At 47.7% G+C, this 26,531-nt stretch carries 21 protein-coding genes; 6 read left to right on the top strand and 15 right to left on the bottom strand.

Annotation, left to right across the window (positions count from 1 at the left end; translation table 11 throughout):
* Window positions 1–104: 104 nt before the first annotated feature.
* The 4 genes from PKI34_01475 (at window position 105) to PKI34_01460 (ending at window position 5,821) form a co-directional block, all read left to right on the top strand.
* Window positions 105–1,448, top strand: a complete 1,344-nt coding sequence (locus PKI34_01475) for a HAMP domain-containing sensor histidine kinase (protein HNS16474.1) — start codon at window positions 105–107, stop codon at window positions 1,446–1,448.
* Window positions 1,402–2,124: a response regulator transcription factor gene (locus PKI34_01470; GenBank protein ID HNS16473.1), complete on the top strand. Its 723-nt coding sequence runs from the start codon at window positions 1,402–1,404 to the stop codon at window positions 2,122–2,124. Before PKI34_01475 ends, PKI34_01470 begins: the two co-directional genes overlap by 47 nt.
* A gap of 76 nt (window positions 2,125–2,200) precedes the next feature.
* The gene (locus tag PKI34_01465) at window positions 2,201–4,702 is read left to right on the top strand and encodes a DUF5686 family protein (protein HNS16472.1); all 2,502 of its coding nucleotides are present in this window, start codon (window positions 2,201–2,203) and stop codon (window positions 4,700–4,702) included.
* Between the two features lie 24 nt (window positions 4,703–4,726).
* Window positions 4,727–5,821 carry an AI-2E family transporter gene (locus PKI34_01460; GenBank protein HNS16471.1) on the top strand — a complete coding sequence of 365 codons (1,095 nt, stop codon included), beginning with the start codon at window positions 4,727–4,729 and terminating at the stop codon, window positions 5,819–5,821.
* Between the two features lie 13 nt (window positions 5,822–5,834).
* Here the strand turns inward: PKI34_01460 and frr are convergent, their stop codons facing one another.
* From frr to PKI34_01415, 9 genes are all read right to left on the bottom strand, one after another.
* Window positions 5,835–6,398, bottom strand: a complete 564-nt coding sequence (frr, locus tag PKI34_01455; GenBank protein ID HNS16470.1) for a ribosome recycling factor — start codon at window positions 6,396–6,398, stop codon at window positions 5,835–5,837.
* A gap of 41 nt (window positions 6,399–6,439) precedes the next feature.
* On the bottom strand, window positions 6,440–7,147 hold the full coding sequence (gene pyrH / locus PKI34_01450) for a UMP kinase (GenBank protein ID HNS16469.1): 708 nt from the start codon (window positions 7,145–7,147) through the stop codon (window positions 6,440–6,442).
* A 24-nt stretch (window positions 7,148–7,171) separates the two neighbouring features.
* On the bottom strand, window positions 7,172–10,459 hold the full coding sequence (gene secA, locus PKI34_01445) for a preprotein translocase subunit SecA (protein HNS16468.1): 3,288 nt from the start codon (window positions 10,457–10,459) through the stop codon (window positions 7,172–7,174).
* Between the two features lie 115 nt (window positions 10,460–10,574).
* Window positions 10,575–10,796 (bottom strand): DUF2795 domain-containing protein, encoded by a 222-nt coding sequence (locus tag PKI34_01440; protein HNS16467.1) that lies wholly within the window; start codon window positions 10,794–10,796, stop codon window positions 10,575–10,577.
* A 101-nt stretch (window positions 10,797–10,897) separates the two neighbouring features.
* A complete protein-coding gene (locus tag PKI34_01435) occupies window positions 10,898–11,458 on the bottom strand; it encodes a cob(I)yrinic acid a,c-diamide adenosyltransferase (GenBank protein HNS16466.1) in 561 nt (186 codons plus the stop codon).
* A gap of 33 nt (window positions 11,459–11,491) precedes the next feature.
* Entirely contained in the window at window positions 11,492–12,238 is a 747-nt protein-coding gene (locus tag PKI34_01430; protein HNS16465.1) for an ABC transporter ATP-binding protein, read from the bottom strand.
* Window positions 12,239–12,345: 107 nt separating this feature from the next.
* A complete protein-coding gene (locus PKI34_01425; protein HNS16464.1) occupies window positions 12,346–13,884 on the bottom strand; it encodes a YifB family Mg chelatase-like AAA ATPase in 1,539 nt (512 codons plus the stop codon).
* Between the two features lie 78 nt (window positions 13,885–13,962).
* Window positions 13,963–14,973 (bottom strand): hypothetical protein, encoded by a 1,011-nt coding sequence (locus PKI34_01420; protein HNS16463.1) that lies wholly within the window; start codon window positions 14,971–14,973, stop codon window positions 13,963–13,965.
* Between the two features lie 22 nt (window positions 14,974–14,995).
* Entirely contained in the window at window positions 14,996–15,610 is a 615-nt protein-coding gene (locus PKI34_01415) for a porin family protein (GenBank protein ID HNS16462.1), read from the bottom strand.
* 161 nt (window positions 15,611–15,771) lie between these two features.
* Here PKI34_01415 and PKI34_01410 point away from each other — a divergent pair, with 161 nt between their 5' ends.
* A complete protein-coding gene (locus PKI34_01410; GenBank protein HNS16461.1) occupies window positions 15,772–16,455 on the top strand; it encodes a porin family protein in 684 nt (227 codons plus the stop codon).
* A 22-nt stretch (window positions 16,456–16,477) separates the two neighbouring features.
* Window positions 16,478–18,136: an NAD+ synthase gene (locus PKI34_01405; protein HNS16460.1), complete on the top strand. Its 1,659-nt coding sequence runs from the start codon at window positions 16,478–16,480 to the stop codon at window positions 18,134–18,136.
* A gap of 81 nt (window positions 18,137–18,217) precedes the next feature.
* Here PKI34_01405 and PKI34_01400 read toward each other — a convergent pair whose 3' ends face one another.
* From PKI34_01400 to tpiA, 6 genes are all read right to left on the bottom strand, one after another.
* Window positions 18,218–18,463: a NifU family protein gene (locus PKI34_01400; protein ID HNS16459.1), complete on the bottom strand. Its 246-nt coding sequence runs from the start codon at window positions 18,461–18,463 to the stop codon at window positions 18,218–18,220.
* Window positions 18,464–18,558: 95 nt separating this feature from the next.
* The gene (locus PKI34_01395; GenBank protein ID HNS16458.1) at window positions 18,559–19,620 is read right to left on the bottom strand and encodes an Mrp/NBP35 family ATP-binding protein; all 1,062 of its coding nucleotides are present in this window, start codon (window positions 19,618–19,620) and stop codon (window positions 18,559–18,561) included.
* 59 nt (window positions 19,621–19,679) lie between these two features.
* Window positions 19,680–20,315, bottom strand: a complete 636-nt coding sequence (gene plsY / locus PKI34_01390) for a glycerol-3-phosphate 1-O-acyltransferase PlsY (GenBank protein HNS16457.1) — start codon at window positions 20,313–20,315, stop codon at window positions 19,680–19,682.
* A gap of 53 nt (window positions 20,316–20,368) precedes the next feature.
* Window positions 20,369–24,862 (bottom strand): hypothetical protein, encoded by a 4,494-nt coding sequence (locus PKI34_01385; GenBank protein HNS16456.1) that lies wholly within the window; start codon window positions 24,860–24,862, stop codon window positions 20,369–20,371.
* 19 nt (window positions 24,863–24,881) lie between these two features.
* On the bottom strand, window positions 24,882–25,715 hold the full coding sequence (gene prmA / locus PKI34_01380) for a 50S ribosomal protein L11 methyltransferase (GenBank protein ID HNS16455.1): 834 nt from the start codon (window positions 25,713–25,715) through the stop codon (window positions 24,882–24,884).
* Between the two features lie 47 nt (window positions 25,716–25,762).
* Complete coding sequence (tpiA, locus tag PKI34_01375) at window positions 25,763–26,524, bottom strand: triose-phosphate isomerase (protein HNS16454.1); 762 nt, start codon at window positions 26,522–26,524, stop codon at window positions 25,763–25,765.
* Window positions 26,525–26,531: the final 7 nt, after the last annotated feature.

The raw sequence follows: 26,531 nt of genomic DNA, 5'->3' as shown, positions 1-26,531 counted from the left end.
AAATATAAAGCACAATAGTATCGGTAAGTATCTGTTGACCGGTCATAGTTGTTAAAGAATTGTTAAAAGAAACATCAGGAGGAGGATATGACTAAATTTGTTACGTGAAAAAGAAAGGTTTACAACTTATCATTGTTTTAGCATCCCTCTCCCTGGCAGGGATCATCCTTACGCAATTGTTCTGGATGAAAAATGTATACAGGCTGAAGGAAGAGCAGCTCGATGGCAGGCTGGATGTAGCCCTTCGGAGTGTTGTGACACAGCTCATGGTCAGCCGGAATGATCTGATGATGGCCAAGGCTTTACAGCATGGCACTTTTTGCTTCAATGAGCCGGTTACACTGATGGAGGTTATGGATGTGACCATTCTGGATTCACTCGTCCAATCTGAATTATCATGGATGAAAACACCGGAGGATTATGTTTACGGGGTGTTCCACCGGGAGAAAGAGGTTTTGTTATATTCACCACACAAGGAATTCAAAGAGGAGCTCATGATGTCGCCGAATGCTGTTTCATTGGAATGCCTCTGCAAAACGGATCCTTGCATGCTGGGGGTGGTTCTCCCAGGCAAAAAGTCGATGATTCTTCGCCAGATCCTTATCTGGCTGGTGCTTTCGGTATTGTTTCTTCTGATCCTGGCCGGTGCCATTTTCTTTTCAATTGCCTCCATCTTTAAGCAGAGGCGTCTTTCGCAGATGAAGACGGATTTTGTGAACAACATGACCCATGAATTCAGGACGCCCATCGCGACGATCTCCCTGGCCAGTGAGATGTTATTAAAACCACCTGTCCACGATTCTCCTGACAAAACAAAGCGGTACGCTTCCATCATATTCGATGAAAATCTTCGTTTGAAGCATCAGGTAGAGCAGGTACTCAATGTGGCTGCCCTCGATAAGGGGGAATATGTGTTGAAATACCGTAAATTGGATGTCCATAAGGTTCTGGAAGAGGTGATGGCCAATTATAGCCTGATCTTAAAGGAAAGGCAAGGCAGACTCCGAACCTGCCTGAGTGCCAGGGCACCTATGGTCTATGCTGATCGCGTTCACTTCATCAACATCATCAATAACCTGGTGGATAATGCGATTAAATATTCTCCGGAAGCACCGGATGTGACCATAACGACTGCCAACAAGGACAGGGGAATCGTCATATCAGTGGCCGATAAGGGCACAGGGATCAGCCCTGAAAACCAGCGCAATATTTTTCGCCGGTTTTACCGGGTACCTACCGGAAACATTCATGACATCAAAGGCTTTGGGTTAGGATTGTTTTATGTCAAGACAATGGTGGAGGCGCACGGAGGTGCAGTTGGAGTGACAAGTGAATTGAACAGGGGGAGCCGGTTCGATCTTTTTTTCCCATTCAATCGTGAACACATTAATCCCGATGATGATGAAGAACAGGAAGCAAATAACGCGGATCTTACTGGTGGAAGATGATCCAAACCTTCGGATGGTTGTAAAGGATTATCTTGAAATGCTTGGATATGAGGTTTTCATTGCCATAGATGGGGAAGATGGATACCGGAGTTATCTTGAAAAGAAACCGGATCTCTGCATCCTGGATGTGATGATGCCAAAAAAGGATGGATTCGCACTATCCAGGGATATCCGGCAGGTGGACAGGGCAGTCCCGATCATTTTTCTTACGGCCAAAGGGCTTAAGGATGACAGGATTGAAGGGTTTAAGACCGGATGTGATGATTACATTACGAAACCTTTCAGCAGTGAGGAGCTCAGTTTGCGTATCGAAGCAGTTTTAAGACGGTGCGCCCTGCAAAAAGAAAGCGGCGTAAAACCGGAGGAGGAATTGTTTCAAATAGGCCGTTATACATTCGACCCCGGGAATATGACCCTGCAAATCGGTGACAGCCAAAGGATTCTGACCCGTAAGGAGGCATTGTTGCTCCGCATGCTCTGTCTTCACAAAAATAATCTCCTGAAAAGGGAAGAGGCCCTCTTAAGTGTCTGGGGCGATGATGATTATTTCATAGGCCGGAGTATGGATGTCTTCATCACCAAGTTAAGGAAATACCTGAAAGACGATCCCTCCATCCTGATCCAGAATGTTCACGGAACCGGATTTAAGCTTCAGGTGGACAACAAGACGGAATAGTGTGAAGGAAGCACGAATGGCAGCGGCTCTGATGAAAACACCCCAGGTGCCTGGTCGAGATAAGTCTTTTATTCCTATGGATTCACTGGCGCAAATCCAGCTGAAGATCCTCCCCAGCAGTCTGAAGGGGTATTGTAGGCTTTTTTTATTGCTGTCATTTTGCCTGGCTACCTATGTTTCAAAGGCAGACACTTATTGGGTAAGCGGGAAAGTGGTTGATGCTGAAACAAAGAATCCCCTGGCTTTTGTCAATATGGTCGTAAACGAGGGAAAACATGGCGGGGTAACGGATATCGACGGTAAATTTTCCATCTCCTATCCTGAACGCATTGTCTCACTGACCCTCAGCTATATGGGTTATGAGACCCTGGTGTACCAGGTTACAGAAAAAACGGCAGGATTGCTGATCCGGCTGAAACCTGCCTCTATCGAGCTCAGTGAAGTGGAAATCAAGCCCGGAATAAACCCGGCTCACCGGATCATTTCAAATGCGATCGAGGCCAGGGATTTGAACGACCCGGAAAAGCTCCCCTCTTTTTCGTATACATCCTATGATAAAATGTATTTTACGGTTCAAAATGATTCACTGTATCTTGCAGACACAACACTTTTGGATACAGCGGACAGTGAACTCGGGAAATTTCTTCAGGATAAGTATTTCTTTCTGATGGAAACCGTGTCGGAGCGTAAATACCTTTTTCCGGATCATAATCAGGAGCGGGTGATTGCCTCCAGGATATCCGGATTGAAGGATCCTATCGTTGTATTTCTTCTCTCGCAACTGCAGTCAACCTCATTTTACGATAACGTCATCAGGATTGCCGACAAGAACTACATCAATCCCATCAGCCCGGGCAGTCTGCGGAATTACCTGTTTGTTCTTCAGGATACACTTTTTCAATCAAGCAGCATAGATACAACTTTCGTCATCTACTACCGGCCTCTTTTGAATACAAATTTTGATGGACTTGAAGGCCTGCTTTATATCAACACGCATAAGTGGGCCATTGAAAACGTGATTGCAGAACCCCACCGGGATGATCGCGGAATAAGCATCCGGATCCAGCAAAAATACGAACTCAAGGAAGGGCAGCACTGGTTTCCCGTCCAGCTCAACACGGACCTGGTTCTCAGGAATGTCAATGTTTCTGCTGATTCTACCGGCTATCCACTTGTCGGGGTTGGCAAGAGTTATCTTAAGGATATCAGGATCAATGCGGACTTGGATAAAAAAGAATTCAGCAACGTCGAAATCGAAGTACTTCCGGATGCGTATTCAAAGGCTGACCAGTTGCTTACCGTCTACCGTACGGATAGTCTCAGCCAAAGAGAATCCAATACCTATTCTTTCATCGACAGCATTGGCCGGGAATATCATTTTGATGAGATCGCAAAGGGGTTGGAAACCGTTATGACAGGAAAGATCCCGTGGAAGTGGATGGATTTTGACATCCGAAGATTTATGCGCTACAACGATTATGAAAGCATTTACCTCGGAGTTGGCATTGAAACCAATCAGAAAGTATCCCGGTCGTTCTCCGTAGGAGGCTTTATCGGGTACGGATTCAGGGATAAACATTTAAAATATGGGACCGATCTGTCACTATTCCCCTGCAGAAATGCCGAGGTGGAACTGAAGTTCAGCTATCAGAATGACGTCAGCGAAGCGGGAGGCACACACTATTTCGATGACTTCCAGAAGTTCAGCTATGATCAGTACAGGGCTCCCCTGCTCATGCGGATGGACCGTTTTGAAAGGTTCGAAGGCTCCGTTGGATTCAGGTCGCTCTCCTATCTGAAAACCTTTATTTCCTTTAGCAGAACGTATAAGGAACCTGGATATGACTATTATTTTGGCAAGCCGGATGGTGATGTGGCACTGTTTTCCGATTCCTTTACCTTCACCGAGGGTGCGATCAGCTTCAGGTACGCCTACAGGGAAAAGTTTCTTAAGAATGCCAGGACGAAGGTCTCGCTGGGGACCAGCTGGCCGGTACTGTGGTTTACCTATGCCAGGGGCTTTGAAGGAACGCTGGGAGGTGATTTTGGCTTTAACCGGTATGATCTTAAAATTCAGAAATCCTTTTTCATACGCTATCTGGGAGAGACAGGCCTGATGCTTAAAGCAGGGTATATTGACACTGCACTTCCCTACTCGGATCTTTACAACGGCAATGGAAGCTATCATACCTTTACATTATTCGCCCCCCACAGTTTTGCCACCATGCGGCTGAGTGAATTTGTTCTCGACCGTTATGTGGCTCTGTACTTTACCCATAATTTTGGCAAGCTGCTGCTGAGAACCAAAGGATTTGAACCTGAACTGGAACTCACTACCAACATTGGTTTTGGATCGTTAAGCGATCCGGAATACCATCATCACATCAACGTCCAGACGATGGAAAAAGGATTTTTTGAGTCGGGTCTTAATGTAAATAACTTATTAAATTTCAGCAATTTGATTACATTGGGCGTTGGAGTGCATTATAGGTATGGACCTTATCACCTTGACAAGGAACTGGATAATTTTGCATTTAAATTCACCATGCTCCTTCCTTTGTTGGGTAATTCCAGGTAAGGAATTATTTTTTACCTTTACCGCATGAACCGCGTATTCAATCTGATTGTCACGCTGCTCGGGATAGGGATCGTAGTATTTCTTTTCTGGCGGTTTTCAGATGTGCTCACCTTCATCCTGATCTCAGCCGTTCTTTCCTTTATCGGGCATCCCCTGGTTCGGCTGCTGGATAAAATTTCGATCGGGCATTTTAAGATGCCGCATGTATTGAGTACCGTCCTTACATTGATCGCACTCATCCTGGTCATTGTGACTTTCTTCTATCTTTTCATACCCCTTGTCATTAAGCAGCTTGATGTCCTTGCCAGCATTGATTACGAACAGCTGCAGGTAAGCCTTGAAAAACCTTTGTCAAGAATTCAGGATCTGCTGGTACGGCTGAAGGTCATCGCACCCGATGAAAACATTGTAACGCTGGTGGTCAGCCAGTTTCAGTCGGTTTTCAGCTTTAAGTCCATGACCAATGTATTTTCTGACATCATGGGTCTGACCAGCACGGTTTTGATCGGTGTTTTTTCGATTATTTTCATGACATTCTTCTTTTTGAAGGACGACCACCTGTTTTTTGATGGTATCATGCTCCTGACACCCTCAAAGTATAAGGAAAAGACTTCCAAGTCATTAACTTCCATACGTGAATTGCTTTCGCGTTATTTCATCGGGCTTATGATCGAGATGATCTTCATGATTTCCATGTTAAGCCTGGTTTTGACGATTTTTGGGATCAGGAATGCTTTTTTGATTGCTTTCCTGGGAGGGTTGCTGAATGTCATTCCGTACCTGGGTCCGTTCATTGCAGGATTGCTTGGGGTTCTGATTGCCGTTTCGACCAGTGTGAATCTGGGTGATTACAATGCGTTGTTCACGATAGCGCTTAAGGTGGTCGGAACGTTTGTGGTCATCAAAGGCATTGATGATATGGTGCTTCAGCCCTGGATCTATTCCCGGAGCGTGCGGGCGCATCCGCTGGAGATTTTCATTGTGATCCTGGTGGCGGGCAGTCTGGCGGGGGTAATCGGGATGATCCTGGCCATTCCCGGATATACTGTCTTACGGATTGTGGCCAAACAATTCCTCAGTCATTTTGAGGTGGTTCAGAACATAACGAAAGGAATCTGATCCGTGCGGACCGTTACACGGTCATAATTTCTTTTTCTTTGATTTCGATGATCTTATCAATTTTTTGGATGAACTTGTTCGTCATATCCTGAACTTCTTCCTCCAGCTTATTGATGTCGTCTTCGGAGGTACCCTCATTTTTCAGTTTTTTGGCTTCTTCGTTGGCTTCCCGCCGGATAGTCCGGGCAGAGACCTTGGCTTTCTCAGCTTCGATCCTTACCTGTTTGGCCAGATCCCTGCGGCGTTCTTCTGTCAGGGCAGGGACGATGATGCGGAGGACCTCGCCATTGTTGACCGGATTGAATCCCAGGTTTGCAGCAAGGATTGCTTTTTCGATGATATTCAATATGCTTTTATCCCAGGGTTGCACAATGATCTGTTTTGGATCAGGTGTGGTGATGTTGGAAACCTGATTTAATGGTGTGATGGTACCGTAATAGTCTATTTTCACTCCTTCCAGCATATCCGGTGTAGCCTTGCCAGCTCTGATCTTGTGCAGTTCGCGTTCCAGGTGTGTGATCGTCATCTGCATGGCTTCCCGGGCTTCTTCCAGGCAAAGGATGCAATCGTCGTTCATGGCTTAAGGTTAAGGGGGTTCATTGCAAAAATAGGAAAATTTTATATTTTAACCAAGGTGCCAATGTTTTCGCCCATCCAGATCCGGAGCAGGTTGCCCTGGACATTGAAATTAAAAACGATCAGGGGCAGGTGATTCTCCCTGCACAGGGTAAAAGCGGTGAGATCCATGATTTTCAGTCCCTTCTCCAATGCTTCATCGAAGGTGATGACCGAATATTTTGCTGCGTTCGGATCTTTCTCGGGATCAGCGGAGTAGATGCCGTCAACCCGCGTTCCTTTCAGGATGATATCCGCATTGATCTCCAGGGCCCGCAGAACGGCAGCCGAGTCGGTCGTGAAAAATGGATTGCCGGTACCCCCTGCCAGCAGCACTACCTGGCCGTCTTCCAATGCACGGATGGCACGGCGGCTCGCGATCTTCTCCGCAATGGACTCGATTTTAATGGCCGACAGCAGGCAGGTTCTGATATGGATATCCTCAAGCGCTTCCTGGAGCGCCAGGCTGTTGATGACCGTTGCGAGCATACCCATGGTATCACCCTGTACGCGGTTAATACCCTGGCTGGTGCCTTTGAGACCCCTGAAAATATTGCCTCCGCCAATGACAATGGCTACCTGAACTCCCTTTTCGGTCAATGATTTGATCTCCCTGGCAAAGAAACTCAACCGGTCGGTATCAATGGCCTCTGAATGATCCCCCTGGAGGGATTCACCACTGAGTTTAAGCAAAATTCTGTTCAATTTCATGGCTGTATGGGATTAGATAAGCGTCTACCTTCCGTGGCAATGTTTGTATTTTTTACCGCTGCCACAGGGGCAGGGATCATTGCGGCCGACTTTTTTTTCCACCTTGACCGGCATGGGACGTTGTTTTTGCTGTGTATCCGCGTGAGATTGTGAAAGCAGGTCGGTTCGTTCTTCTTTCAGGTTCCGCAGGTTTCCTCTTCCCCGTATCTGGGCTTCCCGTACCTGGCTGGATTCCCTGACGGGCAAATTGGCTTTGATGATGAAGGCAATGCTGTCGCGGTTGATCTTTTCCAGCATGTTCTTGAAAAGCTGGAAGGATTCAAATTTATAGATCAGCAAGGGATCCTTTTGCTCATAGGTGGCTGCCTGGACGGATTGTTTGAGGTCGTCCATCTCGCGCAGGTGTTCTTTCCACGCATCATCGATCGTAGCCAGGGTTACGCCTTTGTCGATGGACAGGGCGACTTCTTTGCCCTGGCTTTCGTAGGCTTTCTTCAGGTTGGCGATCACGTTCATCGTCCTCCTCCCATCGGAAATGGGGATGGCGATATTTTCATACTGGGAATTCGTCTCGAATACTTCCCTGATGACCGGGTAGGCCTGCTGCGCAATGTATTCCCGTTTGGATTTGTATCGGTTGTAGACCAGTGCAAATATCTTTTCCGTCAGGGATTTACCATCCTGGGCATAGAATGTTTTTTCATCGACCGGAGTGTCAACCTGGAGTGTTTTGAGCAGTTCGATCTTAAAACCATCAAAATCACGCTGTTCCTGAAAGTCATTGACGATCTTTTCACTAAGGTCAAACATCATGTTGGAGATATCCACTGCCAGGCGTTCCCCGTAGAGCGCGTGACGGCGTTTGCGGTAGATCACCTCCCTTTGTGAGTTCATCACGTCATCATATTCAAGCAATCGCTTTCTGATCCCAAAGTTATTCTCCTCCACTTTTTTCTGGGCGCGTTCAATGGATTTGGTGATCATGGAGTGCTGGATGACTTCTCCTTCCTTGATCCCGATCCTGTCCATCACTTTTGCGATCCGTTCCGAGCCGAACATTCGCATCAGGTCATCTTCGAGGGAAACGAAAAACTGGGAGCTTCCCGGGTCGCCCTGGCGGCCGGAGCGTCCCCGGAGCTGTCGGTCAACGCGCCGTGATTCATGCCGTTCGGTGCCGATGATGGCCAGACCGCCTGCGTCTTTTACACCGGGACCCAGTTTGATGTCGGTTCCACGTCCTGCCATGTTGGTGGCAATGGTCACCGTACCCGCCTGACCCGCTTCCAGAACGATCTGGGCTTCCTTCTGATGCAGTTTGGCATTCAACACATTGTGCGGGACACGCTTCATGTTGAGCATGCGTGAAAGCAACTCCGAGGTCTCCACGGAGGTGGTGCCCACCAGGATCGGGCGTCCCTGCTGGGTCAGGTTGATGATCTCTTCGATGACCGCGTTGTACTTTTCACGCTTGGTCTTGTATACCAGATCCTCTCTGTCGTCACGGATCACGGGTTTATTGGTGGGAATGACCACCACATCCAGTTTGTAGATGCTCCAGAGCTCACCTGCCTCGGTTTCCGCGGTTCCGGTCATACCGGCCAGTTTTTTGTACATCCTGAAGTAATTCTGCAGGGTGATGGTGGCATAGGTCTGGGTGGCAGCTTCCACTTTGACGTTCTCCTTCGCTTCAATGGCCTGATGCAATCCGTCGGAATATCTTCTGCCCTCCATGATACGGCCGGTTTGCTCATCAACGATCTTGATCTTATTATCCATGATCACGTATTCCACATCTATTTCGAACAGGGCATAGGCTCTCAGAAGCTGATTGACCGTATGGATCCTCTCCGACTTGATGGTAAAATCCTGAAGGAGGGTGTTCTTTTTTTCCATTTTTTCCATATCCGACAGGTCGGAGCGTTCCAGCTCGGCAATTTCGGCCCCAATATCAGGCATGATGAAAAAAGTGGGATCGTCATAGTAAGCGGTCAGAAGATCAATGCCCTTTTCGGTAAGATCGATGGAATTATGCTTTTCGTCGATGACGAAATACAGTTCATCATCAATAATATGCATGTTTTTTGCCTGTTCCTGGAGGTAGAAGTTTTCAGTTTTTTGCATGAGGCTGCGCATACCTTCTTCGCTGAGGAACTTGATCAGGGCTTTATTCTTGGGCAATCCCCGAAAGGCCCTGAAGATCAGCTCTCCGCCCTTCTTCTCGTCTTCGGGTGTTGCATTGGAATGAAGCAGCTGTTTGGCATCTGCCAGGATTTTTGTAACGAGGTTACGCTGTGCGTTATAAAGTTTCAGAATATCCGGTTTCAGTTCATCAAATTCCTGTTTATCCCCCTTGGGTGTCGGACCGGAGATGATCAGAGGGGTACGTGCATCATCGATCAGGACAGAGTCGACCTCGTCAACAATGGTATAATTATGCGGGCGCTGGACCAGTTCATCCGGATTTCCGGTCATGTTGTCCCTGAGGTAATCAAATCCAAATTCGTTGTTCGTCCCGAACGTGATGTCGGCCAGGTAGGCGTTGCGGCGCGCTACGGAGTTTGGCTCGTGCCGGTCGATGCAGTCCACTGTCAGGCCGTGGAACTCATATAACAAGCCCATCCATTCCGAGTCGCGTTTGGCCAGGTAATCGTTCACGGTGACAATATGCACTCCTTTTCCCGGCAACGCATTCAAGTAGACGGGCAGGGTGGCCACGAGCGTTTTCCCTTCCCCGGTTGCCATTTCTGCAATCTTGCCCTGGTGAAGTACGATCCCTCCGATCAGCTGCACATCGTAGTGGACCATATCCCAGGTGATCATGTTTCCTCCGGCCATCCATTTGTTATGATACCTGGCCGTATCTCCGTGGATGGTGATGTTTTCCTTTTTGGAGGCCAGGTCACGATCCATCTGCGTGGCAGAGACTTCCACGGTTGCATTGTCTTTGAACCGTTTGGCCGTCTCTTTCATTACGGCAAATGCTTCAGGAAGGATTTGGTCGAGGACCTGCTGCGTTTTTTCGTAACTTGATTTTTCCAGCAGATCGATTTTTTCATAAATTTTCTCCTTATCGTCCACATCCATCTCTGGATTTTCGTCAATTGAATTTTTCAACTGTACGATTTTGTCTTCTTCTTCCTGGATGGCATTTTTGATCTTCTGCTTGAATTCGTATGTTTTGGCCCTTAATTCGTCGTTTGAAAGAAGGGTGATTTTTTCATAGGCTGGTTTGATCTGGGCAAGCAATGGATTAATGGTGGTGATATCCCGTTGCGATTTACTTCCGAGGATCTTGTTCAGAAAACTTACCATACGATCATTCTTAGAGGGATTCTACTGGAAAATGGGTTGCAAAGTTAGTACAATTTAGGGTCGGGTCAAAAAGAGATGGCGTAAAGGAGGTCAGATCCTTTACGCCATCAGCCTTTCAGTATTCATCTTCATGGAAGAAGAAATCCTCTTTGGTAGGATAATCGGGCCATAAATCCTCGATACGTTCATAAATCTCACCTTCATCTTCGAGTTCCTGCAGGTTTTCGATTACCTCCTGAGGAGCTCCTGAACGGATGCACCAGTCGATCAGCTCATCCTTGGTGGCTGGCCAGGGGGCATCTTCCAGTTTTGAAGCGAGTTCAAGGGTCCAGTACATATTCCGGAGAATTTAAGGGTTCAGAATTTTTTGCAAAAGTAGTTTTATTTTATTTATGGTATTTAAAACAAAATAAACTTAATTTTAAAAAAATAATTCACCTAAATCCTTGCTTTCCAGATAGTTTCGACTACGTTAAAGTCTTTGCTGAATTTTCGGCTGAGGATGAACAGATAATCCGACAGGCGGTTCAGGTATTTTATGACCAGTTGATCGACCGGTTTTTCCTGAGCCAGTTTGATTACAAGGCGTTCAGCGCGGCGGCAGATGCACCGTGCGATGTGGCAGTGCGAGACAACGGGATGTCCGCCGGGAAGAATGAAAGAAACCAGTTGGGGCAGATCCCGGCTCATTGCATCCATTTCTTTTTCCAGCAGTACGACATCCTCCTCATGAAGGTGGGGCACATGGGAGAAGTCGGCCGGATCTTCGGCCGCCAGCAACGATTCAGCGGTGAACAGCCTGTCCTGGATTTCCAGGAGGATTTCCCTGGAATGTTTGTCGATATGGAGATCCCGTAAAAGCCCCAGATAGGAGTTCAGTTCATCCACGGTACCGTACGCTTCGATGCGGGGATCAAACTTGGGCACCCTTTTGCCTCCGATCAGGGAGGTTTCCCCTGCATCACCCGTTTTTGTATAAATTTTAATTTCCTCCGCCATTTTGACATCTGGGTTAGGGTAAGCAGTTCGTTTTCATCCTTCAACTGCCATCTCTTCCTTGGAATAGTCAGCCATTGTGAAGATGTTCTTATTCACCTCATCGCTGGCCACCAGTCCGTCGATCAGCCGGATGATGCGGTGGGCATGCCGGGCGATGGATTCCTCGTGGGTTACGACAATAATGGTATTTCCTTCTCTATGGATGTGTTCGAGCACTCCCATGATCTCGATGGATGTCCTGGAGTCGAGGTTACCTGTGGGCTCGTCGGCCAGAATGATGGAGGGATTGTTGACAAGGGCCCGGGCAATGGCAACCCGTTGCCGCTGTCCGCCCGAAAGTTCATTGGGCTTATGGAGCATCCTGTCGGTAAGTTTAACATCTTCAATGACTTCCTTTGCCCTTTCCATCCGCTTTGATTTATTGAGGCCGGCATAGATCATCGGCAGCATCACATTTTCGAGTGCAGTGGAGCGGGGCAGGAGATTGAATGTTTGAAAGATGAAACCGATCTCCCGGTTTCGTATCTCAGCAAGTGCGTTGTCGTTCAGTTTACTGACATCATTCCCGTTAAGGAAGTAGTGACCGCTGGTGGGGGTATCCAGGCAACCCAGGAGGTTCATCAGGGTGGATTTGCCTGAGCCTGACGGTCCCATCAGCGCCACAAATTCGTTACGGTAGATGGTGAGTGTAATGGACCGGAGCGCTTTCACAATCTCCGTTCCAACTTTGAAATGCCGAACTATGTTATCCAGCCGGATAACTTCCTCTTTTTCCTGCATGGGATGGACAATTTGGAATGAATTTCAAAGATACTATTTTAAATGAAAAACGTCACTGGGATTCAATTTAATATGGAGGACGTTTCAAATAGTGTCATGGATTCCCCTCACGTCCCCCAGCTCTCCCTGTCGAGGCTGCGGTACTGGATGGCTTCCGCCAAATGTTCTGTGGAAATGGCCTGGCTCTGTTCCAGGTCGGCGATGGTGCGGGCCACTTTCAGGATACGGTTGTAAGCGCGTGCCGAGAGGTTGAGACGCTGCATCGCGTTTTTCAGCAGTTCCTCGCCTGCTTCTCCCACCCTGCAGATTTTTCGGGTCAGTTTGGTCGACATGTGGGCGTTGCAGTACACTCCCTTTTCATTTTCGAACCTTTTGTCCTGCATCTCACGGGCAGCGATGACCCGGTTCCGGATGGTCTCACTGATCTCCGAAACACGTTCCTGGTTCAGTTCCTTGAAGGGAACGGGAATGACTTCCACATGCAGGTCAATCCGGTCGAGCAGGGGACCGGAGATCTTGTTGAGGTATTTCTGGACCATTCCCGGTGAACACACACACTCTTTGTCGGGGTGGTTATAGAACCCGCAGGGGCATGGATTCATGGCGGCCACCAGCATGAAGCTGGCGGGGTACTCCACGGTGAATCTGGCTCTTGAAATGGTTACCACTCGTTCTTCCATGGGCTGGCGCATCACCTCCAGAGCGGATCGTTTAAATTCGGGCAGTTCATCCAGGAACAGGACGCCGTTGTGGGCCAGTGAAATTTCCCCGGGTTGGGGATAGGAGCCTCCACCGACCAGACCGGCATCGCTGATGGAATGGTGCGGCGACCGGTAGGGACGTGTGGTGATCAGAGAGGAATGACTGCTGAGCTTTCCGGCCACCGAGTGGATCTTGGTCGTTTCAAGGGCTTCGTTGAGGCTCAGCGGGGGCAGGATGGAGGGCAGCCGTTTGGCCAGCATGGTCTTGCCCGAACCGGGAGGGCCGATCAGAATGATATTGTGCCCTCCTGCCGCAGCGATCTCCAGCGCACGTTTGATGTTCTCCTGCCCTTTGACGTCGGAAAAGTCAAATTCATAATCGTTCAGATTCTTATAAAATTCCTCCCTGGTGTTCACTTTAACGGGAGTCAGCTGGACTTCATCGTTAAAGAACTGAATGACCTCCAGGATATTCTCCACACCGTAAACTTCGATATCGCTTACAATGCCAGCTTCCCTGGCATTGATCTTTGGAATGATCAGTCCTTTGAATCCCTTTTTCCGTACCTCAATGGCAATGGGCAGGGCTCCCTTGATGGGTTGAAGGCTGCCATCAAGCGACAATTCCCCCATGATGACATACTGCCCGACTTTTTCCTGACAGATCTGTTCCGAGGCAGCCAGGATCCCGATGGCAATCGTGAGATCATAGGAGGACCCCTCCTTGCGGATGTCGGCAGGGGCCATGTTGATCACGATTTTCTTGCCCGGGATCTTGCGGCCGATATTTTTCAGAGCTGCCTCGATGCGCTGGTGGCTTTCCTTGACTGCGCTGTCGGGCAATCCCACCATAAAAAAGTTGATGCCCTGGTCAATATTGACTTCGATGGTAATGGTGATGGCATGAATCCCGTAAAGGGCACTTCCATACGTTTTAACAAGCATTGAACATTTGGATTAACCTTGATACCAGTTAATCCGGAAATCCCCTGAAATGTGACCCTTTTTCGAGAAAATATTGAATTAATTTTTATCCGGTTTGTATCCTGAATCCGTCAGGATCTTCCGGACGTCGTTTTCAGCCAGCAGATCCTGAAGCTTCAAACCGGGATGACCTTCCATATAGCTGCGGACGATTTGCCATCCCAGCCAGGTACCCAAACGGGCAGGGGAGTTTGGAAAGCCCCTTGTAAAAGGGCCGTCGCTGAAAAATTTGTTGATGATCTGGATGTCCGTTGAGTATAAAACCGCGTTCTCAATGAAAAATTTCCAGAGGTTGGATTCATTTTCGAAACACCATTTGAGCTGTTCATCCGTATATCCGATCTTCACGGAATCTTCTTCCAGAGGAAGGATTGCATCCAGAAAATAGAGTTTTTTACCTTCAACGATCATCTTAGCAAGGACATCATCACCCGGGTAATGGTCTTTCATATGAAAGGCAGCCAGCTCACTGACACAGTCCCTGACAAGGAATTCCCTGGTAAAATTTCTGATCAGGTAGGCCGGCACCCCCAGCTGCCGGTATGGTTCATAATCTGCCCCGAGGTACATGTCCAGGGCTATCAGTAGATGAGGGGGTTGGAACAGGACAGGATTCTGGTAATCGACCCCCGAGATATAGGTGTAAACCTCTGGTACGGCCTGATCCGGAAAATAATAGGAGTAATACCTGAAGGCTTCGCTCAGCTGGACTTCCTGCTCTTGCAAGTCGGGATATGCCGATTGGATCATCCTGTTCAGTTCCTGTATGAAAGGGTCACGGATGTATTCGAGCAGTTGATGTATTCCCGCCGGATCGGGCGGAGCATTGCCCAGAAAAACTGCATAGGTATCCATCATATGACCGATCTCCGTGGCAAACCGCGTGGTATCGGCTGAAAAAAGAGCTTCCTCATAGCGGTAAATGGCCACAGCGGGTTCGGGAATTCGATCAATGTCTGTGTTTTGCCAGGGATTTTTTTGAGAACCACACGAAAAGGAAATGAAAATCATCAGATAAAGGATACCTGTCCAAAGTGTTCTTTGTGCCATCGAAACCATGTAAAAATTCAACTTAGAACAACCTGATTCCCACTCCCAGTAAAAATGCATTCTGCCGGAACTGATCGTCCCCCTGGTAGATGTCGTTCAGTCCCCATTCATAGCGAAGATCCAGTGTAAAGATTAATATGTCAATGGATCCGCCCGCCTGGAATCCCCAGTTTGTATTTTGGAGGAGGTATTCGGTGCTTTTCTGAATATCCAGTTTGCCATCTTCGATGAATTCAAGCGATTTACCCTGCGCAAACGACATTACCGGGCCTGCGTAGAGGATGATCCTGGTGAACTCCAGATCGAGGAACTTGAACCCTAAGAGCAGGGGAACATCGAGACTGCTGACTTCGAAACTGACCTTGTCTTCGGTATCGTCGTTGTTATAAATGAGTTCACCACCTTTTTTTACGAAGTAGGCTTCGGGTTGGATCAGAATATTTTTTGTAATGAAGATGCGGAAAAAAGCCCCGGCCTGGTAACCGAGGATCTTGTCGCTGGTATAATCATCCAGATCGGTATAGATCTCTGAGGTGGCAATGCCAGCCCTCAGACCGAAATCCACCCTGTTCTGGCCACATAATCCTAAGGTTAGGAAAGCGAGAAGGATGATCAATGCTGTTTTAATCGGCCGCATTCTTAAGCGTGTTTGACAAAGATAGTTATTTGTGAAGGAATTATCCTGTCATTCAAACGATTTTATCCCATAAAATGTTATAGTTGTTGTTCTTTTTGTCAACATAACCAATGACCATTATCTTTTCGTATTTTTGCATACAGAATCAAATGATAAACATCATGAAAAAAATTACCGTTATTTTGATGCTTTTGGGCTCAATTTTCATTACAGGTGCATTCGCCCAATCAAAACCTTTTCGCCTGGGCCTTAAATTATCCCCAAGTTTTGGATGGCTGAATCCTAATACAAAAGGTTACGAGAGTCTGGGATCAAAATTTGGTTTTGGAGTAGGTTTTATTAGCGATATTACGATGACAGAGAATTATTTTTTCACTACGGGTATTGATATGGAATGGAATTACGGGGGTTTGAAATATGATGATAAACAAAACGATAGTATTGGAACTATGTCAAGGGATTATAAGCTTAAGTATCTGGATATCCCCTTATCGATAAAAATGAAAACCAATCAGTTTGACGAATGGGCTTTCTTTGGTCAACTGGGACTGGTACCCGGATTCAGGCTGGGAGCAAAAAGCGATGATTTGTTTGATCCTGAGAATGGCAAATCTGTTGAAACTACTGATAACGATATTACTGATGATATCCAGCTATTCAGGACATCCATTCTTTTTGGCGGAGGTGGAGAATATTACATTGATGAATCCACATGCTTGTTTGTTTCGTTGTCTTTTAAATATGGCATCACCAACGTTCTCAAGGGCACTAACGCTGTTGACAACTCCCTGAATCAAAAGGCTCATTATAATGGCCTGCAGTTGAATCTCGGGGTGATCTTTTAGGTCTACTTATAAATTCAGTCCGGTGAAAATTTCGATAGCTCAGCTTGACTATCACATCGGGAATTTTGACTCGAATGTGCGAAAGATCAGGGAAGCTATCCGGCAGTCGCGCAATGAGGCTGCTGACCTGGTCCTTTTTGCTGAACTGGCTGTTTCGGGATATCCTCCGAGGGATTTTCTGGAGTTTGACGACTTCATACACGAATGTGACCTGGCCATACATTCCCTTGCCCAGGAATGCCAGGGCATTGCTGCCATCGTTGGTGCCCCGTCAGTCAATCCTAATCCAAAAGGAAAACGGCTGTTCAACAGTGCATGCTTCCTGGCTGACGGGAAGGTACTAAGTTTGACGCATAAATCCCTGCTTCCCAACTACGACGTTTTTGATGAGTATCGTTATTTTGAGCCGAACAAGGACTTCAACGTCATAGAGTATAAGGGTATCCGGATCGCCCTGACCATCTGTGAGGATCTGTGGAACATCACCGACACTCCCTTGTATACGGCTTCCCCCATGGAGGTTTTGATTCAGCAGAAACCGGACCTGATCGTCAACATTGCTGCTTCGCCATTTCATTACCATCAGGCCAGCCTGCGCCGGGAGGTGCTCATCCGGAATGCTTCCGCATTCGGTCTTCCCGTGTTCCATGTGAATCACATCGGAGCCCAGACGGAACTGATCTTCGACGGGGGATCCATGGTGGTGGACGGCAAAGGAAAAGTGGTGGATGAGCTGAACTATTTCCAGGAAGACCTGAGGTTCTTTCATTTTGAAAAGTCCAACAGGATCGTTCATCCTGCTGATTGCGGGATCCTGGGCCCCCAGAACCTGGATACCACCCCTGTTGCGCTGATCAACGACGCGCTTGTACTGGGGATTCGGACCTATTTCCGGAAGCAGGGCTTTCAGGATGCAATACTCGGGCTTTCCGGGGGGATTGACTCTGCCGTTACGCTGGTGCTGGCCGCTGAGGCACTGGGTGAAGCGCACGTCCATGCTGTCTTGCTGCCATCCCGTTATTCGACGGAGCACTCCATCAGGGATGCAGTTGACCTGGCAAAAAAGACAGGCGTTCCGTACCAGACCCTGAGCATCGAAGAGATCTTTAAGAGTGTTGAATCCACGCTTCTCCCTGATTTTGAGAATCTTCCTGCGGATGTCACCGAAGAGAACATCCAGGCGCGCATCCGGGCCGTCCTTCTGATGGCCCTGGCCAACAAATTCGGCTATATTTTGCTGAATACGTCCAATAAAAGCGAAGCGGCAGTGGGCTATGGTACCCTCTATGGAGATATGTGCGGGGGAATCTCCGTTCTGGGGGATGTCTACAAAACACAAGTGTATGAACTGGCCAGGTACATCAACCGCTCAGAGGAGGTCATTCCGTGGCACACGATCACCAAACCACCATCGGCTGAGTTAAGGCCTGACCAAAAGGACTCAGACTCCCTGCCTGACTATGATGTGCTCGACAGGATCCTTTATCAGTACATCGAGATGCGCCAGGGACCCCAGGAGATCATTGCCATGGGTTTTGATGAAGGAGTGGTGAAAAAGGTCCTTCGCCTTGTGAACAGGAGTGAGTACAAACGGCATCAGACACCTCCTGTCCTGCGCATTTCTCCGAAAGCATTTGGCATGGGGAGGAGGATGCCTATTGTGGCCAGGTACCTGGACTAATGGGAGAGGAGAGAGGAGAGAGGAGAGAGGAGAAAGGAGAGAGGAGAGAGGAGAAAGGAGAAAGGAGAAAGGAGAGAGAAATCAGATGGATTCGACGGATTTTACTTCGGGGACGGCTCTTTTCATAGCTTCTTCCACGCCATTTTTCAGTGTCAGGCGGCTGTAGGGACAGGAACCACAGGCACCGTGGAGCTCTACGTTCACGACATTATCTTCCGAAAGGCTGATGAATTCAATATCACCTCCATCGGCCTGCAGGTAAGGACGGATTTGCTCGATGACATTCCTGACCTTTTTTTCCAGTTCACTGGGCTGGTTTTTTTCCATGTTTTTAAGATTTGAGGTGCAAAAGTATAAAAATATCCATTCGGAGATCTTTATTGTTGGATTATTAATGTACATAACCTCACGGGGGAGGGGAATTACGCGTTCCCGATGGCAATCTGCTGGGCAATGTTTTCGGTCATTTGTCTGAAAGCGGATGATTCAGGTGCATCATCTTCCAGAACCACCGGGAGGCCTTCGTCGCCTGATTCGCAAATGCTCTGCACGATCGGTACCTGACCCAGCAAGGGGATGCCGTACTCTTCGGCCAGCCGTTTACCGCCTTCTTTACCGAAGAGGTAGTATCTGTTCCCGGGGAGTTCAGCGGGGGTGAACCACGACATATTTTCGATCAGTCCCAGCACCGGCACACGGATCTGATCCTGCCGGAACATGGTGATTGCTTTGCGGGCATCCGCAAGAGCCACCTCCTGGGGTGTGGTCACGATGGCAACTCCGGTCATGGGAACCTGCTGGGCCAGTGTAAGATGGATGTCACCCGTGCCGGGAGGCGTATCCACAATCAAATAATCCAGTTCACCCCACTCGGCATCTTTGAATAATTGCATCAGAGCATTGGATGCCATAGGCCCCCGCCAGATCAGCGCCTGGGAAGCATCAACGAAAAATCCGATGGAAAGCACCTGGATGCCATGCCTGGTAATGGGGATGATTTTGGGTTTATCCCCGATCTGGACAACATCCGGCCGTGCAGCCTGTAACCCAAACATTACCGGAATGGATGGACCATAAATGTCGGCATCCAGCAACCCGACCCGGGCACCGGTCTGACCCATTGCAACCGCCAGGTTGGCCGCGATGGTTGACTTGCCGACTCCTCCCTTCCCGGAAGCAATGGCGATGATATTTTTCACCCCTTTGAGCAGCTCCTGCGTTTCCTTGCGGCGGCTGGTCACCCGTGACGTCAATTCTACAACGACTTCAAGCTCAGGATCAACATACTGATGAATGGCCTCGATGCAATCCTGCTTCATTTTCCCTTTCAACGGACAGGCAGGTGTTGTCAGAACGAGTGTGAAGGTTACTTTACCCTGCTGGATCTCAATATTTTCAATCATGTTCAGCGTGACCAGGTCTTTCTTCAGGTCCGGATCCTGAACATGACGAAGTGCATTCGTTATCTGTTCCTTTGTATGCATTGTTTTTTCAGTTTGAAGTTGACAAAAGTAGGATAAATTTGTTTGCCCGTAGCGTTTGTTCATTTTCCTTTTCTGAGCAGAAGCCTGGATTCCTTTCCCTGAACAAGGCGAAGGATGTTCTTTCGGTGAGTGATGGGAATGAAGACAGCGACAGCAATGGCCAGGATCGTCAGGGGCAGGACTTCCCGATGGTTGAGCAGGAAGATCTGGATGAAGGGAAAGAGAAGTGCGGCAAGGATGGAAGCAAGGGATACATAACGGAACAATAGAAATACCAGGATAAAAATACCCAGGGCTATTCCTGTAGCGGCCGGAAACAGTGCACTTCCGACCCCCAGCAGGGTTGCCACTCCCTTGCCTCCCCTGAAGCCGGCGAAAACCGGAAATACATGACCCAGGACAACCAGGATCCCGAGAGAGATCTGGAAAAGAACCAGTCCGGTCTCAGAAGGCAAAGCCACAGGAAAGAGGTGGATCAGCTGCACTGCAGCCCAGCCTTTGAAAATATCAAAAAGCAATACGGGGATGCCCGCTTTCAGGCCCAGAACACGGATCACATTGGTGGCCCCTGCATTTCCACTGCCCACCGTACGAATGTCAATCCCGTAAAAGAGCTTCCCAACCCAAACAGAAGTTGGGATCGAGCCAATCAGGTAGGCCAGTGAAAGAGCGGCAATGATGTTGAAATACGCCATAATCCGATCAAATCCGATCTATCCGCCAGCTGTGTTCGTAGTTAACCATCCGGTCATTGACTCTCTGCTGCCTGCATCCGGCTGATGAACCCGATCATTTTTTGACGGGTTGAAATGATATACTGATACGTGATTTTCGAATTTTCCAGGTTTTGAATCCTTTTATCTTCCTTTAACTCACTCAGGGCCGTATTGTACGATTCGTCCGATGAAATGGACTGCAGGATATGGTTGGAATAAGTGAAAAAGAACCATTCCTTTTCAGCAGTTTCAATGTAAATATTCAGTTCATCGCCATTGCGCCGTTTGGCCAGTTCGATCACACCACCGGCGTACTTGTTGATCGGGCGGTCGAGGATGCTGCTCACCCCGATGGGACCTTTCGAAATATAGGATTTTGTCCTCTGATTCCAAATCATCCGGACGTCGGCGAACACCATTGTATGTTGTAATTCAGGAGGAAGCTTGCGGAGAGAACCGTAGAGCGACAGTTCTGTCAGCAATTCATTTGCTTTTTCCTGTCCTGCCATGTAGGTAAGGGCTTTTTTGTAAGTGTCTTTTGTAATGTCGATCCCGGCCATGTTTGAAAGGGTCAATTTATCGATCACGCGCCGCAGTAAATCTTCAGAAAAGAAAAAATCCAGGGCCATCGACAGGTTGAATGTGGCTGAATCGGGGATGATCAGGTAAGTTCCGCTACCATACGTTGTCAGCTTGACTTCCTCATAGTTCAAGCCTGTGTTAATGACTCCTTCACCATAAAGAACACAAGTTTTGTTGCTCAGGCTGAGGTAATTTCCATTACCTGTCGGGCCTGCAAGGCTGTCACCTTTTAAAATCCTGTATTCCTGGGATGGTTTGTCATAAGATATCAGGCCACTGGCTGCCAGGACTTCGGTCTCATCCATTCTGTCCTTCCTTCCGAAAAACACCGGATAGATATCATAGCCTGCCGATAAGACAAGAGCACATGAAATCCGTCGGTTGTTGACATCTTCAAGGGTATCTTCCACCGGCAGGGAGATGTTGTTTGGATCAACCTCGGAGGAGAATCTGACCCAGGAAGGCGGGTAAGGATCACAGTCCTGTTTTATTTTGTATCCACCGTCAAATGTCAGGTGTTCACGTGAAGTGACCAGCCTGGCTTTCCCTTTGAAGTCGAAAGCGGGACTCAGACTGAAGTTGACCGTATCGGGGATCTGGGCCACCGCATAGGTCCTGTTATTGCTGTCGGTGGCGATGTCGTTGAAATGAATCTGGTTAACATTTCCCAGTTCATCAATGTAATCGTATTTGCCGGATGCACGGTAATTCTTCCGGGATTGAACCGATACGGTAGCATCGTAGATCACGTGGGATCTCCTGATGGTATCCGCAATGATCACAGCATTTTCGAGGGGTTCCATCTCTGCATTTTTACGGATCGTGACTTTCCCGTCGGCCGGGAAAATGGCTGCATCGGCAACTTTTATTAATTTGACATCCTGGGCATACAGAATGTTTTCTTTCAAATCGTAAAGTGCTTTCAATGAGAAGAATTCAAGGGAGTCCTGCCTGGGGTGTATGGAGGTGAACTCAGAGCCCCTGAGGTCAGCATCGATCAGTTCGGAATAGCTGAGCTGGGCTATTTCCGCTGTATCCACTGAGAGCGTATTGTAAAGAGTTATTTTCTCATCATCCATCAGCCACTCGAACTTATCCATGTAACAAATATATTTGTTGGCAGGTAATTCCACGAGCGATGTACCACCGGTTGAACTGAATTCCCCCACACGTTCGTTCATGTCGACAAGAGCACTGTAAACGTAGGTTGACAGGGCAATCTGGTTTTTATCCAAAGTGAGTAAACGAAAATTTGTGGTATCTGAAGAAAATACGTGGTGGTTGAAGACGATCTTCCTGGATTCAACCTCCCCGTCCTTAACAGCCACAATTCCGTCACCGAATAAATGATCTGGTGTCAGTTTCAGGGTTCCTTTCATTTTTGCCTGTTCGTTATAAACGCTGAAAGGTTTATCTTTTACCGACGACACCACCAATGAATCTTTGCTGGCCAGCCACCGGTAGTAGCCGCTATCGGCCACGACGTCGGGATACTCCACGCCCGTTTTCGTTTCTGCAATCCGGAATGCGTTCACAGGACCGATCACCGAGTCGGGCAGGAACGTAAAATCGTCGGAGGTAGCTGTCGAGGTCAGGTATTTTAAGGTTCCACTTCCCATCAGTCCAAGGTGGCTGAGTTTGATGTCGTTCATAAAAAGACCCTTGCCCTCATAGACAGCATACCCTTCGTCAGGGGATTTGTTGACGAATCCCAGTGAATAATCCTCCTGAACGGAAATAGGGTGTTCAATTTCCGGAAGTATGTCTCCTGAGATCAATTTACCTCTGAACTGAATGCCTTCGGTGGTGAATTGGTTCAGGCTGTCGAAGGTAAAGGGATATACCTGATAATAGAACAGGCTGTCGCTGTAACTGCCATTCCGTATATCCGGATCATTGTAATAGACATAGGAATCATCCTCACTTGTGAAGAACGGGTAGTGAGGATAATCATTCAGTCCGGATTTATTCGTGGGATGGTCGATCCAAAGGGTACCGTTCAGGTTCCTGATCACCGATCTGACTTTTACCAGCGAGGAATTTCCCTCCGGGTCTTTTTTATGTGACGGAACCATCAGGCATAATGAATCGATCACCGGCATATTCAATTTGAACGAATCATATTCAAAGGTGCTTTCTCTTGGATAGAAATCAAGCAATCCGGCATGGACCCTCCCGGTGAAGACGAAATTACGGTTCTGCTGCAGCAGGATTTCGTTGTTTACGGGATAGATGTAAACCTGCTGAGAGTCGCTCAAACTGACAAGCGGCACTCCTTTTATTTTAAGGTCAAATGTCTTGATGTTCAGGGTAGCATTGCTTTGATCCGTGACTATCGATTCGAACTGGATGGCATCGTAATCTGTTTTGCCATGGTTGGCATCGATGTAATCATACAATTTGTCTTTGACTGTTGCACGGTCAGTAAAAACATCATAATTCAGGAATCCCTGGTTTGTCAGCTGAATGACCACGGCTCTTACCTGATCAGCCGGTTTTTGAAGGTAGCCAGCCAGGTCAGATACAAAAAAGGATCTGTCGGGATTATTTCTGACGAAGTTTTTGATCAGGATGAGCGGGTGTCTTAGATCAATACCCATGATGTTGTCGAATCGTTCTACCGTAAAAAATTTATTCGATTCGAATGTGGCCTCGCTTTTTGGATTGAGCCCTTTCATTTTCTCCATCTCAATGACGGGCTGCCCCACCTTCCAGGTCAGGGCTTCAAAGAACATGTCAACTTCGTGATAGGAGTCATAGAATGGGCTTTGCGAAAGGCCTTCCGTGCCCCGGAAAAGGGAAAGCTCCCTTTCATTGTCGATGTACTTAAACTGAAGACCGGGATGATAGATTGAATCGGATTCGAAATACACCGAGGCGGCTGCACGCTGTGAGTTGATCCTGTCACGGTGGATTATGAACCGTTTGGATTTCAGGGCAATGAATTCCTTTGCCTGGTAATTTACCGAGATGGTGGCATCCGCTTCCCCTGTTCCCGTACCAATTACGCTGGCCCCTTCCATCCGGAATGCACCATCAAAACTGATATCCCTGAACAGATGATTGATCTGGACACGTTGTATATAGGACTCAAAAACAGGAAAGTTTACGCGGTCTTTTGAGGCAAATGAAGACACTTTATCCTCAAATTTTCCCAGCAACGGTTGTTTAAAATAAGCTTTATGTATAAAAAACACTGAATCAGCCGTGTATCCCGTATTTTTCAGCTCAATTGAATAATCCCCCAGTTCTGCGTAGATGGAATCCCTGCTGAATCCGGCCCGTTCCCAGAAAACGCTCCCCCGGCTTCCAATCCAGTATTGTTGCAGGGGATAATACAATCCCCCTGTGTTTTCAATTTGAATGCTATCCCTGCTGGCAATACAGGTCAGTTTGATATTCCGGAGGGAAAACCTTGGTACCGTATCATAAAGAAAAGCGAAATCCCCTCCTTCATATTTCCACAGGATCCCCCGGTATGAATAGAGATGTTGCCGATAAAGGAAATTATTGAGGCTCACAAGGTAATCCTGAAAAGCCTTTTTACTTGTCAACTCCAGCAACGGAATAAAACTGGCATGCAAAGAGTCGTAAGCCTCCGGGGATTGCCTTGAATCATAGAAATACAGGATCGTTCTCAGGAATTCATAAAATTCAGGATAAGGTTTCATGTTTTCCTGAAGCATCCGGTTGGACGTTGAATAAACTTTCGTGCGGTAGGGTTCCCTGAAGTATCCAAATTGCCATTCAAATTTTAGTTTGTCAAGTATTTTCTTAACTTCATTTTTATGCGATGAAGGAGTGGTCTCGAAAAACTGGCTCAATTCGGTCAGAAACAGGGCAGAATCTGGTGTGAACGCTTTGACTGGCTGTGAATATCCCTTCGATACGAACAGAAAAAGAATTGAAATGGTAAGGATCCGTGTGTAGTTTAACCAGAACATGGCAGTAACGGCTATTGGATTACTTTTTAACGTATTGAATCAGTGCCCAGTCTCCTTTTGTCTGAATATGGTTCATTTCCAGTTCACTGGCCTGTGCTGCCTGGTTGATGAGGGTGGCATCCTCCGGGTAAAATCCGCTCAGGATCAACAGGCCATTTTTTCTCAAACCCCTTGCATAAAGGGGTAAATCCATCAGGAGCGTATTCCTGTTGATGTTGGCGAGGATCAGATCAAAATCATCTTTACCTGCAGCAGAAGCATCTCCGGGATAAACGCTGCAGGAGGAGGTATTATTTTTTCGCAGGTTGTCGGTGGCATTTGAAATTGCCCATTCGTCATTATCCACGGCGATCACCCGGGCAGCTCCCATTTTATCCGCCAGGATAGCCAGCACGCCTGTCCCGCAACCCATGTCAAGTACGCATTTCCCCTTGAGATCCAGCTGCAGCAGTTCTTCGATCATCAGCTTTGTTGTATCGTGATGAGCGGTGCCAAATGACATACGGGGCTCAATGACAATATCATAGGTAGTGCCCTGCAGGGATGGATGGAACGGTGCCCTGACCTGGCAGGTGTTCATGATCAGAACCGGTTCGTATGAGGATTCCCATTGCCGGTTCCAGTTTTGTTCGGCAATGTGCTGAACGGAGAATCGTACAGTAAAGGGAAGATCTCCCGGAAACTTTAGGGGGTCAAGCAATTCGGGTGTAAAGTTCTGTTTCGGGATGTAAGCCACCAGATGGTCCTCTTCTTCCAGGAATCCTTCAAAACCAAGGGCAGACAGGACGGAGGTTAAAATTTCCGTTGTTTCCTGTGAAACAGGAAAATGGCAGGTCACTTCAATGTAATCCATATAAAAATGGCAAAAATGTCCATGAGCAGGTACGAATCCTGAACTGTTTAATCGAAGGAGGCTACGATGGCAACGAATTCTTTCGCTTTCAGGGATGCGCCGCCGATCAATCCTCCATCCACGTCGGGATTGGAAAAGAGTTCCCTGGCATTTGCTGCATTGCAGCTTCCCCCATAGATTATGGCCGTGCGTTGAGCAATCTCTTTATTGTAGTGTTTTTGAATCAACTCGCGGATATGGGCATGCATTTCCTGCGCCTGTGCAGGTGTGGCATTCACCCCGGTGCCTATTGCCCAAACGGGTTCATAGGCGATGATCACTTTGCGGAATTCATCCGCTGACAGGTGAAACAGGGATTTTTGCAACTGGTTCTTCACCACATCAAAATGTTTGGTTTCTTCTCTTTCCGCTAAGAGTTCACCGCAACAGAAGATCGGGGAGAGGTTGCTCTGGATCAGCCTGTCCACCTTGTTTTTAATCATTTCGTCGGATTCATTGAAATATTTCCGTCTTTCTGAATGTCCGACGATGCAGTAAGATACATCCATGGACCGCAGCATTTCGGACGATATTTCTCCGGTATAGGCCCCGTTTTCATATTCGCTCACATTCTGGGCTCCCACCACAAACTGACCTTCGTACGAGACGTCGATGGCCAGCTCCAGAAATACCAGCGATGGGCACATGATCACTCTGACATCCTGTTCCTCACGTTCGGCGAGAAGGTCAGAAATTTCGGATAAAAGTTCTTCAGCTTCCTGGAAGGTTTTGTTCATTTTCCAGTTTCCTGCAACAATTCTTTCTCTCATTTTGATG

The sequence above is a fragment of the Bacteroidales bacterium genome (genome assembly GCA_035342335.1).
In the GTDB taxonomy this organism is placed as follows: domain Bacteria; phylum Bacteroidota; class Bacteroidia; order Bacteroidales; family JAGONC01; genus JAGONC01.
Note: the sequence above shows the minus strand (reverse complement) of the source record. Positions and strands in the feature narration are given on the sequence as shown.